Origin of the sequence: Pseudomonas sp. 1912-s (assembly GCF_029269205.1) — a bacterium.
Lineage (GTDB): Bacteria > Pseudomonadota > Gammaproteobacteria > Pseudomonadales > Pseudomonadaceae > Aquipseudomonas.
In genome coordinates this window covers 23,448-37,893 of sequence record NZ_JARIXR010000043.1, presented here as the reverse complement: position 1 = coordinate 37,893, position 14,446 = coordinate 23,448, and the positions used below count along the sequence as shown (strand labels likewise).

Genomic DNA, 14,446 nt, shown 5'->3' with positions numbered 1-14,446 from the left:
AGGATGTGCAGTCGCGGATTCCGTGGGGCACGGTGATTGTGTTTGGTGTGGGTATCAGCCTGGGGACGGCGTTGCTCACGACGCAGGCGGGGCAGTGGTTGGGGTCGCAGGTGGTGGCGCACACTGGCCTGGATCAGGTGGGGCCGCTGGGGGTGTTTGCGATTCTACTTCTTCGTCCTCAGCGACAGTAACGAGGCCGACATCTGCATCGCCGAGCAGCAAGCCTGGCTCACTTTTGATTCTATCGGCATCTTTTTCTAGGATTGGTGGAGAGTTTAATAGATTGACTAGAGCATCAAGTGTCTTCTGCCAAATACTCCTTGCTTTTGCTAGCTCGGCTGCCTTAGCAGACTCGATTGCTGCGGCATTTCTTTTTATTTCGGCGGCTTGCTCAGCTGCCAAAGCAGCTGCGATAGCAGCAGCCTTTGCCTTTTTTTCTGCTTCCAAAGCCGCTCGTCTTTCAGCTTCTTCTCGGAGTTCCTCGGACCGACCTAGCTTTGAACTTCCCTTCGTGCCTGCTCCTTCTCTTTCTCCATCAAAAACATGATTAGGAGTGCCTGGCCCTCCTGGCGTATCTCCTTCGCTTTGCTCCCCAACTTTTTTGTAATGAATGGAGTCAGTGCATCCTTGGGAAATCAATGCAAAAATAAGTACGCTAAACAGATAAAGCTTTTTCATATTCACCCCTTAATCTATTGTTTTTAGATACTAAAGGCTTTCAAGGCTGGTTACTCGTTCCTATTGCTCTCATCTGCCACAACATTACCTGTTGTTCAGCCGGCGGGGCGTTCGAAGCTACCGAGGTAACGTTGCGTATTACCCGTGACGTACTCGCTCATCGTGCGGTTTATCAGGTTTTCAATATTAAGGATCTTGGCAGCATCCTCCGTAATGAATCCGAATGGAATAGGCACCGGGGACAACGTAGGCAAAACCAAATGGTAAATCACGACCGCGCATTTTCCGTGAATGACCATCGCTTCAAGCGGTGCCAGTTGCTCTGACTCAACAAAGCCGCACAGAAGCAGTCTGGCATTGTTGCAGTCAACTTTTGCGCGCTTGATCGCCGGCCAATCATCGCTGGCAGAGACTGGGATCAAAATCTTAGCGTCGAAAACCTGTTTTCCATCACTTCCGCCTCCCTTGCTTTTTGTTTTTGAGAGCTCAGAAAATGCACTGCAAAGCTGCGCATGCCTGGCCGAGCGTCCCCACAGTTCATGTGAGGCCGGAGCCAGCCAGGACAGGCGAATCGGGGTGGCTTGCGGTTCACTCTGAAGCGCTTTCTGATGTTTGCGCAGCACTGAAAGAACTCTATCCCAGTTTTGCTGCAACTGAAGAGATCCAAAAAGTCGCAGCCCGGAAGATTCTCTAACCCGCGATACAGCACTGGCGCTGTGGTACAGGGCAGAAAGGTCCATACCGCTTGAAGACACAAAGTCGTAGGCATCCGAATCTCCCAAGATATCGGCGAGCTGAAGAACCTGATCAAGGTTTGCTTTACCCATCATGCGGCTCAACTGCTCCGTACGCTGACGCATGTAGATCTCGTTTTCTCGCAGACCTTCCTTCGCGACAAAGCGTACCTGCCGAGAGTCGGCATCAATGCTTACACGCTCTTCTATCTTCTCCCAGCCATCCCTTACTTTTTGAACGCCTGCGACCTTGTAGAGCTCCGGCGGACCCGCATCCTGTGTCTGCCCCCCCAGGTGACCAGCGCGATAAATATCATAAATCTGACGCATGAACGCACCGACGGCCTTCGCACCGGACTCGGAAAGCGTATCGCTTGGCGCCTGCAACTCTAGGCAACGTTTGGAGTCGGCATCTCCAAGGCTTTTTCCAAGGCAGGTAAACGCTAGAAGCTCAAACACGAACATCTGCTCGCGCTCTTCCTTGCGCTTCACAATCGGCGACTCATGTTTGCCAGCAAACAGGCCACGGCCTTTATCGGTCAGCTCTATTCGTCCATCAGGGCGCGTTTTAAGCTCCCCCGTTTGTAGAAACGGTGTGATTGCAAAACTGAGCTCTTGAGCCGTAAACCCAAAATAATTGGCGATTTCAGCTGGCAGCAGCGCCGAAATCTTGAGCAGCCGCAGAAGAAATTCCGGTACGACTGGCAGACCCCCTTTGTCCACAAGGGTGTACTCAATACGAAACTGTTGCGCAGGCACCGAGACGTCCAGCTCGAATAGAACAACTGGGTTAAGCTCCATCAGACGACCCTCCTGGTCCGCGTCACTGGTTTGATGCAGTAGTTGATCGTATCTTGTTTCGTCTGGATAAAGCTGGCTACCTGACCCAATGGAAGCCTCGCGTTCCTGCCGCTCCACATGCTCAAACTGCCTACAATGACCAGCCGCTCCATCGCACGTGACATCGCGACGTTGATACGATTCGGGGTCGCCAAAAAGCCAGGTGATTGATCCGCTTTGGCCCGAGTCAGGGATACGATTATGATGTTGTTTTCTTTACCCTGATAACTGTCGACGGTCTCGATTTTTACCAGCTTGCGAAACTCCTCCGACCAGATTTTCTCGGCAAATCTCTTTCTCACTAGTTTTCGCTGATCGAGATACATGCAGATGATCCCGATTGGAGGCTCTTGCGACTCGGCCATCTCCATAGCCATGCCCGCGCAAAAGTCGGTGTCCTCTGCGATTTCTTCCAGCAGCCGTATGATCGCATCCGCCTCAGCATTGTTAGACAGGCTCAGCGCGCCGCTGTCGTAGGCTTTCTTGCCTAACTCGCTGGTGTCGATCCAAGTGACAACATGGGACAGGCACTCAGGAGCCTTTTGTGAAAAATAGGCCGGACTTGGTCTGTAGCCGTTCTCAAGATCGATGTCATAGAAGATCTCGTTAACCAGATCGCCAATCGCTGGGAGCATTCGATATTGCGTATTAAGCGTCGCCCGAGCGGCATGCCCATACTGGGATTGGAAAACTCGCTCAAAGTCGCTTCGCATGACCTGCTGGAATTCAGCCGAGCTGGTGGTAACGCCCAGGGAACGGGCAATGGCTGCCTTATGCTCTTCCTCATAAGTAGGACGCAACTGGTTGTGGTCGCCGACCAGTAGAACCCGAGAGCCCACCTGCATGGCGATCGCTAATTCACTCGGCGCCGATCGAGCAGCCTCATCGATGATGACCCAATCAAAATGGGTTTCTGCAAGCTTGAGATGTTGCAGCCCGATACCCACGCAGGTGCCGCATACCAATGTCCTGGACCGCATCAGGAACTCATCATAATTGGCCCTGTTGCTCGACAGGCGCTCAACGTACTCATGAGAAAGTTGGATCAGGTCAAGGCAGTGCTTGAATTCCGGAGGCCGCACTCCATGAACCGTCTGGACGTGATCATAGATGCGCTCCAGCATTTCTTGGGGTTTGCTTTCGCCCTCACCCAGCCCGCCAAGAAACAAGCTGGCATTTAGATTCAGCTCGCCCATCAGAGAGGACTTCAGCGCTTGTAAAGCCACTCGTTCTGCTCCGTCCCCCTGAGCGCGCAAAATTTCCTCATCCAGTTTTTTCAGCGATCGGACCAAGTGAAATACTCGCTGGTTAACATCGACCATCGTCTGGACAAAAGGCTTACTCAAACCCAGCGACGAAGCCATGAAACCCACTCGCTCCTTAAGTTCAGCACTAAACCCATTTCTCTGGCGGTCTACGATATTGCGAGAATAAACGTCCAGTAGCTCCTCAGAGACAACCTGGTCACGGTTACTGAAGCGCACAACGTTAAGCTCGGTATCCAGCCGACGGCAGTGAGAGCGAATCCGTTCTGCTGCAGTATTGACAGCTTCATGAGACTGGCTGACAAGGAGGATATTTCGCACCCCGACCTTGCTGATCAGATAATGGATAAAGGCCGCGATAAACTCTGTCTTACCTGTCCCCGGAGGTCCCTGCAAAAGGCCCACTGGGCCTGTAGTGATAAGCTGCGTAAACGCGGCACGCTGGGCCTCATTCAGTCCGATGACCGTCCCACTTGCTGTGGTGCGTTCGTACACTGAAAAGTCCGCATCGGTTGGCTCTTCAGCATACCCTCTTGGTGCCAGCTTGCATTTTTCGTCGAAGTAATCCATCAAATCTGGCAGCACAGACTGCCGGTTCAAAATTCGCTCCATCGCACCGCGACGACGCGTCATTGATGTCTTGTTTTGCCGGCTTTGAAGGAACAATTGAGAGCCAGCCTGCACGCGTTTCGAACGATTGGAGGCAAGCACGTATACTGCATCACGCACGCTCATGCCCAGGTTGATCTCACCAATATCAATATCCTTCTCCCCGTCTCTGAGGATCAATCGGATATTATCTCCCGCCTCAAACCCCTCAAGGGCCTTCGCATCTATGGCGTAGGGAATCAAAAGTCCTACGCCATCCTTGTGGAAGTGTGGTTCTTCAGAAACACGGAAAGAGGGCTGAGCCTCAAGTTCAGTAGAGGTGATAGTTTTCCATATCTGACTGACAGGGAAACTCCGCACTTTCACAGCCTCTAGCTGCGCCTCATCTATGGCCAGTCCATTGTCCTCGTCCTCACCGGTAATCGAGTTCGAAACGCTTTCACCGTCCTCAATCGCCGCTTGCTTACGCACTTCCGCGTCATGTACCTGTGCGGCTAGGCTTAAAAACGCCTCGTCTTTGGCCAGAAGTTTGGTCAGCTCATAAACATTGACGCTGGTGCCGCCCGAAACACTGAACCGCGCCTCTATGTGGTGGTTTGCTTGACGCGCCAGATAGGCAGGAACTCGCGTCTCCTGAACGGCCCTGAACGCATTTACAAACTGCTTGGAAGCCGGATTGAACTCAGTCAGTAACTGCCCGCCGACACCTGCGAACGTCACCTCCAAAGCTTTGGTGGGGGCTTTTTGGTCTGGCTTCACGACAACAGATATTTTCCCGTTGTCAGGCAGAATCTCAAATGCCTCGTCACTTCTGTTTCGCAGGACGACAGAGACGGTTTCAATCGTTTTTGCAGGAGTGAAAGCGGCTTCTAGAGCATCCTTGAAACGCTCCAGGGAAAGAAAGCCGGATTCCGTGTTCATCTCGTGCGCGACAGCCGCTCTCAGGGCGGGAATATCCTTCTGCGAAGGAGCGTCCCAGTCCATGTCTAGGAGTTCAAACACCATTCGCATTACAGCAAAGTTGTCTCGCTCTGCTGGGGTGCAGTTTTCCAATACGGGGCTGTATCGGGTGTTGATCGGTGACGCGCCTGAAGCCGAGAAATCCGGACAGTCGAGCAGGTAGACCTGAGTCTTTTCAGGAGCGGAACCGACATTGACTTTGACGTTGTGTGGATGCAGATCGCCGTGGCTCAATTGCTGGCCATGCAACCCGTCAACTGCCTCGATGAGCCCATGGGCGACGACAATACGGGTTTCAATCGACCACCCCTTCAGCTCATCCCAGTGCTCACCATCGACATGCTCCTGAGCCAGAAATGGGTTACCGCTGCGATCGTAACCAAAGTGTTGAATTTTTGGCAGGAAGGCAAAGCCGCTGCCTTTCAACTGCTCCAGGACTTCGAAGAAAACCATCAACATCGGACCTTGGCCATCCTTGGGGTCCCGGGCATTAATCGACGGCCATGATTTCACGACCAGGGGGCCGGATCGATAAATCAATTTCTCAGCCGTGTCGGCGATAGGATCATCGTCCTCCCGGTAAGCGGAGCTCAGCCGTAAATCGGTAGAAAAAACGTCCAGCCGCCGGTTATCAAACTCAAAACTGGCAGAGTTGTCCGGCGTGGACTCGCTGAATGCCTGCTGAAATGCGCTGGCGTGATCGAATCGCTCCTTTGGATCATTCCGCAACGCTTGTACAAGTACCTTGGCAGGCCAATCTTCTGACGACTCAACCTGAGCTTGAACGCCTGCAACGTAGGCAACGTCGAGCTTTAGGGGCATGGGGCGGGCCTCAAGCAGATGCCACCCCATCAGCCCGAGCGCGAAGACATCACGACGAAATGGCGTACTGCCCTCCATCGCGGTGTCCTGGTCTTCAGGGAGCGCGATAGCACCGATGCTCAGCAAGGTACGCAAATCGCCGAGAGTACCGACAGGCTGGTAATAAGCGCTGATGAAGTTGGAAAGAGCGATCGATGACGATGGAGAGAACCACACGCTATGGTCACCCAAATCACGGTGAGCAATGTTGAATCCGTGCAGTCCGGCAAATTGGGCCAGCAGGATTTTAAAAAGCTGGACGCGCTCAAGCGCAGTCATCCGCTCCACAAAGCGATTGATGAACTCGTTTAGGCGGTAATGCCCGTCCGGCATTTCAAGCAATTCTGCATATTGCTCGGTGACACTGTCTGGGCTGGCATTACGCTTAGGACGAGCACAACGATGCATCAACTCCTGATCGCGCAGGCGGAGGTGGACCATGACATCCCTCTCGCGCGAGAGGATTCGGTACCGTCCTTCAGCCGTTCGAGCACGAGTGTCATCGAGCTTCGAAAAGTCCCATAGCCGGACCATCGCATGGTCATCCTTGTTATGGATATTGACCGCGTCGTACTCTCGGTAGACTTCTGTAGGGTGTGTGAACACCGCTTGAGACTGCGCACGGTAGTCATCTACAACAAGCTCTTTGGGCTTGACCGTGCCTTCATTGATGATGTCATCGAAGAAGCCGAAATGTTCATTCAAACCGATATTCGAGCGCGCGTTGAATCGGTCTTTAAACAGCTTAGGGTCGGCCATTTCCAGAAAGTCGTCCAGCAGCATGACATGCTGCATCTCGACCTCAGGAAGATTCAGGGTGCATTTGCCGGTGAGCACAATGCAGAAGTCGATCCAGGGCTCTTTCCCATTAGGCAACTGAGACTTTAGGCCCTTAATTCGTTTCCTCAGCTCAAAGGTTTTCCGACGGGTTTTGTCTACCGGCGAGACTTCTGTTTCCTTCCCGTCTTGATGCCATTTACCTCCGTGGTTCGTGATCTCGCCGCGCCAGTGCTTAAGCTCTACAACAAGAACGAGGCTATGGGTGACGATGACAAGATCGAACTCCCCATCTGAGCCCCGCGAGTTCGCAAAACGAAAGCCGGCGTAGCCGCGCCAAGGCCATACGCCATTGCCTGCCTCAGGTTTCTTCAATTGTTTCAGAACGTCAAACGACTTCCCTTTCGTGGAGCCTGGCCCAGGCTCCGAAGGAAGCTCTTTGGGCCCGAACGCTTTGGCCATCTTGTCGATAGCGTCGATCTCAAAAGAAAGGAGACCTCCTTCCCAATAGCTTACGTCCATGTGATCCCCGCAACATTTTTACAATGGAGTCAATCTGCCATACGCTAAGCGAAATGGTGGCGTATTGAAATGTAATATCGGGGATTTAGCGATCTGGGATCCATTTTCTTTAGAAATCCGCAAAACTCAAAGTTTTGGCTTTCAAGGACTCACTTCGACTCAACCTGTATTGGTTAACTAATCTCGGACACCGCGGTGAGTTTTTCCTCGGCCACAGCGGGCTGTCAGCTCGCTGTTCGTTTATGGGTATCCAAGCCGCAATATGTTGGATGATTTTGTCGGATGACAAACTCTCACAGTGGCAGGTACGCTCGGCGCTCTACCCTAGGACAACTGGTATCGCCCATGCGAAACGAGCGGGCTATCCAGTCAAAGCAGGAGCGCTTACCTATGCCAGACACCACTCTTTCTGATCAACAACTGATCGACACCTTCCTTCCCCAGATCTTGGAAAATGAAGCCAAAGGCGTGCTTCAGGATCTGCTCGCTCAGCCCATTCTAGCCATGCAGTTTCTTTTCTTTTCAGAAGAGGCAACCCGAAAGGCCATCAAGCATGTGGCGGGAATTTTTGACGAGTGCTACCGGGCAGGGCATCTGAAGGTTGCCATGAGCCATGAAAATGGCTGCCTCTACGGCTATGCGTTGTTGTTCGTTCATCCAGACCCAAACGTTCCACGCTATTGTCACAAAATCTTTGTTTTCCCAGAGTTTCGCGGCCACGGTATTGGCTCACAGATTCTCAATGCGCTGATCGAAGATCCGCGCGATACCGCCCTGTTGTGCGGCTATGACCTGATAGATTTTTACAAGAATGCTGGGCTTGAGCAAAAAGGCGCATTCACGGCTCCAGGGAAGCAGCAAGGATTTGCACTAACTCAAGGTATGTACGCAGACCTGGTTGTGATGGGCACACGAGGAGCAAGTGTGGCGGCAGGTGTGTTCATGCTCAACGATGACGACGTAAAGGCGCTATTGGCTTACGCCTGACCTCATTTAAGCAAACTTTGAAAAAAGCGCCGCACACCACGATGCATGAACTGATGATCAAAGCGGGCTTCAAAGAAGCTGCCAAACGTAGTCTCGATAGTTACTGACGTTTGCAAGCAAGCTTGGGGGTGGACTGTAGCTTCGCCGAAATGAAAGTCAGCGTACAAAATCCTGACAATCACAATAAAGAGCAAATCAGGGGTAATTCAGGCCATCCTTTTTTCGCTGTGACAGAGTGCTGTTCGAATTTTGATTTTTTTATCGTGTAACTAATTGATTTTAAACAAAATATTTAACAGCTGTTTTTCACCATGCAAAGGGTATTGATTTTAAATTATAAATAGCGCTCTGTGACATAACGTGAAGGAGGATCACATGATCAAGGATGCGCTGGAGGAACTGGGACCTTGCCTAAGTACAAAGCTGGCGAGTTACCTAGTTGAGAAGCACGGCCTCTCTTCTGAGGCGGCTCGCCAACGCATAAGCCGTGCTTCAGATGAATTTCAAAAGCTGAAGAGCTTGCCCTTCGCACGCGGCGCAACATTTGTATACCTCAAAAGGCAGTATGCGACGGATGAGTACTGGGAAAACCTTTACGAAGCAATCTTCTCCGTAGATGGCGCCTACTCTTGGGCACTAGCTGCTGTCCTTTGCCGTGAGATTTTGCCAGTCCATCACTTTCACATCGCCTGTGGCGCACCGATAGCTCAGAAGCGACATATTGCCTCCGCTGCTGTCCTCAAGCGCATGACAGAGGCTGGCGTCTTAGTGGTGACAGACCAGCCTGGAATTGGACCATGCGTGATGACTCGACAGACATGTATAAGCCCGGATTTGGATGCAATCTCAGCCGGTGTCCGTGCACGCCTGATGGCAGAATCAGTGCTTCTCGATAGCATCAAGGAATGGCTACGAAACCTAGCGTTCGCTAGCTACAACAGCGTCACCCTCCGAGGAGGAATTGAAGAGAAGTTACCTAGCGTCGGCACCTTTAACTGGGATCTCAGCGCTCCGAGCTACAGCACCGCTCTAGCTGATCGTGGCAAAGGCGAACTCAAGCCTGGATTCATCGCGTGCGATGTTCTCCTACTCGACAATGTCAGCGTCAGCGCAATCAAACCTTTTCTCCACAAAGTTAAAACACTCCAAGCATTAGGGAACATTGGTCGCGTGATGTTCCTCTTGGTCGGACAGCGCTTCGAAAACGATGCATTCGCTGAACTGAGATCGGCCGGTGTCATACCCGCGACACCTGAGTCTCTTTTTGGGAAGGACGTGGCTGAAGCATTCCGCGATCTGACCAAAACACTGAAGAACGCCGTACAGGGAGTGGTGGACTCCGGAAAGCTCGACGATGTCATCACAAGGCTAAGCAAGCTCGAAGGGGCTTTAGGGAACATGCGAGGATCCTTCTTCGAACTACTCATTGCCGAGCTCGTTCGGAAGACTTTTCCTGGGGAGGTTCAGCTCAACAAAATCTGCTCGGGTGTGGACGGTAAGGCTGAGGTGGATGTCTGGGCTGTGAAAGACGGAGTTTCAGCCCGATTCATCGAATGTAAAGGTATGGGGCCTGGCATCCATGTCAGTGATGAGGAGATAGGCCTATGGCTAAATACTCGCATTAAGCGGGTCAGGCACCATTTGCAAAACATAAAGTGGGACAAACCCAAACCACAATTTGAACTGTGGACGAGTGGACTTCTGTCTCCTGAAGCCCAGCAACGGATCGAAAAAACACGCATCGCGAACAGTGCCAAATTTAACTTGATCGTGTGTGGCCCCGAGGATATTCGACAGGCTGCTAAATCTGTGGGGGATGCGTCTTTACTGAAAACCTTGGAACACCACTTTATTCCTTTGAATCACCCATGATTTTTTTATACTCCTTCTAAGCTAGGGTACAGCTTGATGGCTATTTGCATTGGGAACGACGTACGGCGTAACCAGCGGCGTTCTAGGCAGGCAATTTTGAGTCGTATGCACTACAGATGACGGTGCCCCTGATGCTGTTGTTCAGGTCCGCCGAAAAAGCAAAGGGATTTTGAATGAAGATTGCAGCATTGGAGATCCAAAATTTCCGCGGCATTCGCCAAGGAAAGATTCAATTTAAGCAGCACCCTGTCCTTATCGGTGCTAACAACACTGGCAAAACCACTGTCATCGAAGCTCTGACTTTGCTGTTCGGGCGCGAACGTATGATCCGGGAGTTAACAGAGCATGATTTCTATGGCTCGGACCCACGACCGGAAGATCGGATCAAACTCGTTGGCACCATTACTGGTTTTGCGTCGCAGGACCCATCTGATCACCTAGAGTGGTTTCGAGACGGTCGAGGCATCCCCAAATGGTTCGACGAAGGTACTGGCGAGGTGAGTGCAGTACAAACTGCGCAAGCTACGCTGCTGTGCTGCCAGATCGGCGCGCAAGCCTATTTTGATCAAGACTCGCTCTCGGTTGAGATGATCAGATACTTTCATGACCATGATAATCCGATAGATCCCTTTGCAGATGACTCTCCAGTCGGGGTGCCACCCAAACTCATCAAAGAAATGGGGTTTTACCTCGTTCGTGCTAGCCGAACATGGGACAAAGTTTTTTCTTGGGGAAGTGAATTATTCCGGCGCACGCTGCAGGCAGCTGCTGCACAGCCGTCATCCGCAATAATCGCAGAACGGGACCGCCTTAGAAGACCGGTGTCACCCATCGAAGCGGATGAGCAAATTGCCGCGCTGATCAGTAATGTAAATACAGAACTATCGAAATGCATACCCAATGCGCCATCGGTTCAGCTAAGGGTAACCAGCACTGATAGCCGTTCGTTGCTAGATTCAGTAGCAGCGCACTTTGCCGTTGGAAATGGTTTGGGCGTTCCCGCTGCCAGACAAGGAAGCGGTTTGATATCGCTGCAAGGTTTACTTTTGCTGTTGGAGTTAGGTAGAGGCCGAGCGGAAGCTGGCGAAGGTTTCTTGATGGCTCTGGAAGAGCCTGAGCTGCATCTCCCACCTGCTGGCCAGCAACAGCTAGTCCAACGCGTACAAGCCTTATCTACACAGACGTTCATCACCACTCACTCACCAATGATTGCAGCAGTATCAGACCCGACATCAGTCTTGATTCTACGAAATGAGGACGGCCAACTATCGGCCCTCCCTTTTCTGCCGGAGCCGCTATTACCACAAGCGCAAAATTGGCAGCGCCGATTTTTTCAACAAAGTCGGGTAGACGTGCTCTCTGCACTCATGCATCCATGTGTTCTGGTACCCGAGGGACGAGCAGATTTCCAGCTATTGAAGAATGTGCTTCGTCCTCTAATGTTGACCGAAGGTTGGTCCTCCAGCATGGATGCTATGTTCGGTTTGCAGGTTGGAGTAGTACCTACTGAGGACGCAAAAGTAGTCGAAATATATGAACTACTGTCTCGCGCGCATAAACGTGTCTGCTGCCTGGTAGATGGGGATCGTGACGGCCACCGGTACACAAGAGGATTGCAGGCAAGCGTGAACCCTCCACCAGTGATAATTAGGTGGAAGGACCAAGAGATGATCGAAGACGTCATCGGCTGGATTCTGCGAGCCGATGAAGAACGTATTCTCTTGGCGCTAATCGACATCCCAACTCAGCGGCCTACCTGCGTTGACGATATTGTGGCTCACTTGAAACTCAAGAAGATGGACGTAATTTGCTATGAAGCGGTAGCGGATGCGATCGTAAACTCTGATCTATGTCGAGTCAGAGCTGCAGACCTGTTTAGTGCTTTAGCTCATACCTGTTCTGGAACCCCTAATAGGCATTTTGCTAGAGGCGCTGATGGTGCGTGGGTGTTCCAGGAATGACCATAAGATCATTTTCAGGAGCAGCCGGCTGTGGGAAGACGTATCAGCTAATGGCAACGCTTTGCACAATTTTGGAAAATCGTCCGTTGCAAGACGGCCAAAAAGTCCTTGCCCTCACTTTCATGCATGGATCTAGGCGGCGCCTGGATGACCGACTCGCGGATATTGCCAGACTCAATCGCCGCTTTGACTGCAGTACTCTCGATAGCTTTGCTTGGCGGATTGTCTGCAGGTGGCGAGCGCTTCTCGCCTATTTGGGGGAAGAGTTTCCAGATGTGGGAGCCTATGAAAGGGTCTGCGAATTAGCGTCGATTCTGATAGCACGGCACGAAGTTGTCCGCTGGGTAGCAGCGACGTTTCCAGTGGTCGTGGTGGATGAAGCACAGGATCTAACGCCGAACCGTCTTGCCATCGTCCAAAGTCTCGAGCCGCACGTAGAGCTGCTTGTTGCGTCGGACGAATTCCAATGTCTTGTGGAAGAACTGCGCCCGAATGCAGCGTGCGAATGGCTTACAGCTGCGGGCAATGAAATGGTGTTGGAGCAACCGCAGCGAACGAATGACCAACACCTGCTCGCTGCCGCCAGCGCGGTTCGATCCGGACAGGCTCCAGTAAGCGCAGGCAAATTCAAAGTGGTGGCTACACCGAACGCGGGAATGGCAGGAACTTGGATATCCAACGCTATCAGCTGGAATAGGGAGGGAAACAGAGTCGCTATCATCACCCCGACCATGGGCACGTTTGCCAATCAAGTTCGGCAATGGGTGGAGTCTCGCACGACTAGCCGACAGAATGGTCCGCACACTGTGAACTTGGAGCAATCAGAAGCAGTTCGTTCCAGGGCGCTTATCGAAACTCTGGCTTTGCCTGACCATGCTAGCCTACCCGAAGCTCAAGCGTTGATCGCAGATCAACCTCGCAGTATCAGACTCGAATTTATAAGCCTGCTTGATAGGCAGCGAAGGACCAAGGGCCAGGCCGTTTTTTCACGCGAAGAAATGGAATTGGCGATCCTCCAGATATTCGCGAATCAACGCCGATTCGCTGGGAACGATGGGGCCGGAGTCCGACTTTTAACCGTACATGGTGCCAAGAATCGAGAGTTTGATCTGGTCTTAGTCCTTTGGCCAGCGGCCATAGGTGGAGATGAGATGCAGAAGCGGCGTTTACTGTACAACGCGATCACCCGCGCTAAAAGCCAATGCTTAGTGTTCGTCCAAAGCGCCCAGGCGATGGCCTTACCACCGTTCACATAGTGGTTTACACGCAGATCACTTCAAGATCGCGGTTCCAGCAAATCGCCCAGTTCCTCCCGAGCCACATTCACTCTGTCCATTCTGCGATAGGGATGATCACCAGGCATCCGGATGAGGCGCTCGAACCAATCCGGATCGAATTTGATGACGTCCTTGTGAATGTACACCAGCTCCCCTTTGCAAGGCTGCGACACTACAAACTCCATGCTCTCAACCAAGCCGGACGCCTCGTTATCTTTAACGATTCGATGGCGGATGAAACTCATCTTGAGATCAATGAATGGCACCTTGGACCCGGGCAAATTCTTCGTACCCAGGCGGCCGTTTTCGCCGATTTCCGCCCCCAGCACTTCAGAGGCTATAGCTTTCACAAGCTCGACATTCCCGTCAATCTTTTGGCCAAACAGGCGAGTGGCGTCCGACATGTAAGCAAATATCCACGGGACATTGCGTAGCGTTGCACCGGTGTAGAGGTAACCTCGTTCTCCCTTGTAACGCTGCAGCATGCCTCTCAACACCTTCTCGGACAGCACTACTTGGGTTTGCTTCTCCAAGATATAAACCACGCGGTCGAACTGTTCGATCAAGAGCTTGAGAATTTTTCGAGGTACCCCGTCAAACCCGGCTTTGCGATCGGACTTCTTGTGCTGACGAGGCTTGAAGTATGGGCAATCGTTACGAGCCTCTCCATCAAATGGAGCAATGCCTTGAATGCTCTTCGTGGCGTGCTTGCCGTAAGGATTCTTTACGTTGGGGGGTAACTCATAAAGTCCGACCAGTTGAACAGGGTTGTCGCATGCCGGGCAAACCGCGAACTGAGCAAGCTTGTCCCCGCTGCCAGGCTGGTACCACGGCTCCCTACGGAAGGTCTCAGCCTCAAAAAGATCCTTATCTATGATCTTGCTTTCTGTGTCTTCAATTCGGAGCTTGTACACATCCATCTTTGTTGAAACCGTATTAATAGAAAGTTTCTTGATGGTACCCGGCGAAAGCCGGTAGCAGTAGACCTGAAAGGCCATTGAGCCACACCCCTCCGAGGCGACTGAATCACCTCATTGCCCCTAGCCTCGTATGTATTTCAAAGCCCCAGAATGAAGATTGGAAGTGTCTAGAAATTTCTTTCG

At 52.0% G+C, this 14,446-nt stretch carries 7 protein-coding genes and 1 pseudogene; 5 read left to right on the top strand and 3 right to left on the bottom strand.

The window, feature by feature from the left end; genetic code table 11:
- Positions 1 to 167 (top strand): annotated as a pseudogene (locus tag P3C29_RS30225) (anion permease); the annotation flags it as partial.
- A 606-nt stretch (positions 168 to 773) separates the two neighbouring features.
- Here the strand turns inward: P3C29_RS30225 and P3C29_RS30220 are convergent.
- Both P3C29_RS30220 and P3C29_RS30215 read right to left on the bottom strand, forming a co-directional pair.
- Entirely contained in the window at positions 774 to 2,213 is a 1,440-nt protein-coding gene (locus P3C29_RS30220) for a hypothetical protein (RefSeq protein ID WP_275966208.1), read from the bottom strand.
- The gene (locus P3C29_RS30215) at positions 2,213 to 7,246 is read right to left on the bottom strand and encodes an AAA domain-containing protein (protein ID WP_275966207.1); all 5,034 of its coding nucleotides are present in this window, start codon (positions 7,244 to 7,246) and stop codon (positions 2,213 to 2,215) included. The genes P3C29_RS30220 and P3C29_RS30215 overlap by 1 nt, the downstream gene beginning before the upstream one ends.
- A gap of 390 nt (positions 7,247 to 7,636) precedes the next feature.
- Between P3C29_RS30215 and P3C29_RS30210 the strand changes: the two genes are divergently transcribed.
- The 4 genes from P3C29_RS30210 (at position 7,637) to P3C29_RS30195 (ending at position 13,322) form a co-directional block, all read left to right on the top strand.
- Positions 7,637 to 8,233, top strand: coding sequence for a GNAT family N-acetyltransferase (locus P3C29_RS30210; RefSeq protein WP_275966206.1), 597 nt, complete (start codon positions 7,637 to 7,639; stop codon positions 8,231 to 8,233).
- A gap of 375 nt (positions 8,234 to 8,608) precedes the next feature.
- A complete protein-coding gene (locus P3C29_RS30205) occupies positions 8,609 to 10,105 on the top strand; it encodes a hypothetical protein (RefSeq protein WP_218820293.1) in 1,497 nt (498 codons plus the stop codon).
- Between the two features lie 173 nt (positions 10,106 to 10,278).
- Complete coding sequence (locus P3C29_RS30200; RefSeq protein ID WP_218820292.1) at positions 10,279 to 12,066, top strand: AAA family ATPase; 1,788 nt, start codon at positions 10,279 to 10,281, stop codon at positions 12,064 to 12,066.
- Positions 12,063 to 13,322 (top strand): ATP-dependent helicase, encoded by a 1,260-nt coding sequence (locus P3C29_RS30195; protein WP_275966205.1) that lies wholly within the window; start codon positions 12,063 to 12,065, stop codon positions 13,320 to 13,322. The genes P3C29_RS30200 and P3C29_RS30195 overlap by 4 nt, the downstream gene beginning before the upstream one ends.
- A gap of 20 nt (positions 13,323 to 13,342) precedes the next feature.
- Here P3C29_RS30195 and P3C29_RS30190 read toward each other — a convergent pair whose 3' ends face one another.
- Positions 13,343 to 14,263 (bottom strand): hypothetical protein, encoded by a 921-nt coding sequence (locus P3C29_RS30190; RefSeq protein ID WP_275966209.1) that lies wholly within the window; start codon positions 14,261 to 14,263, stop codon positions 13,343 to 13,345.
- Positions 14,264 to 14,446: the final 183 nt, after the last annotated feature.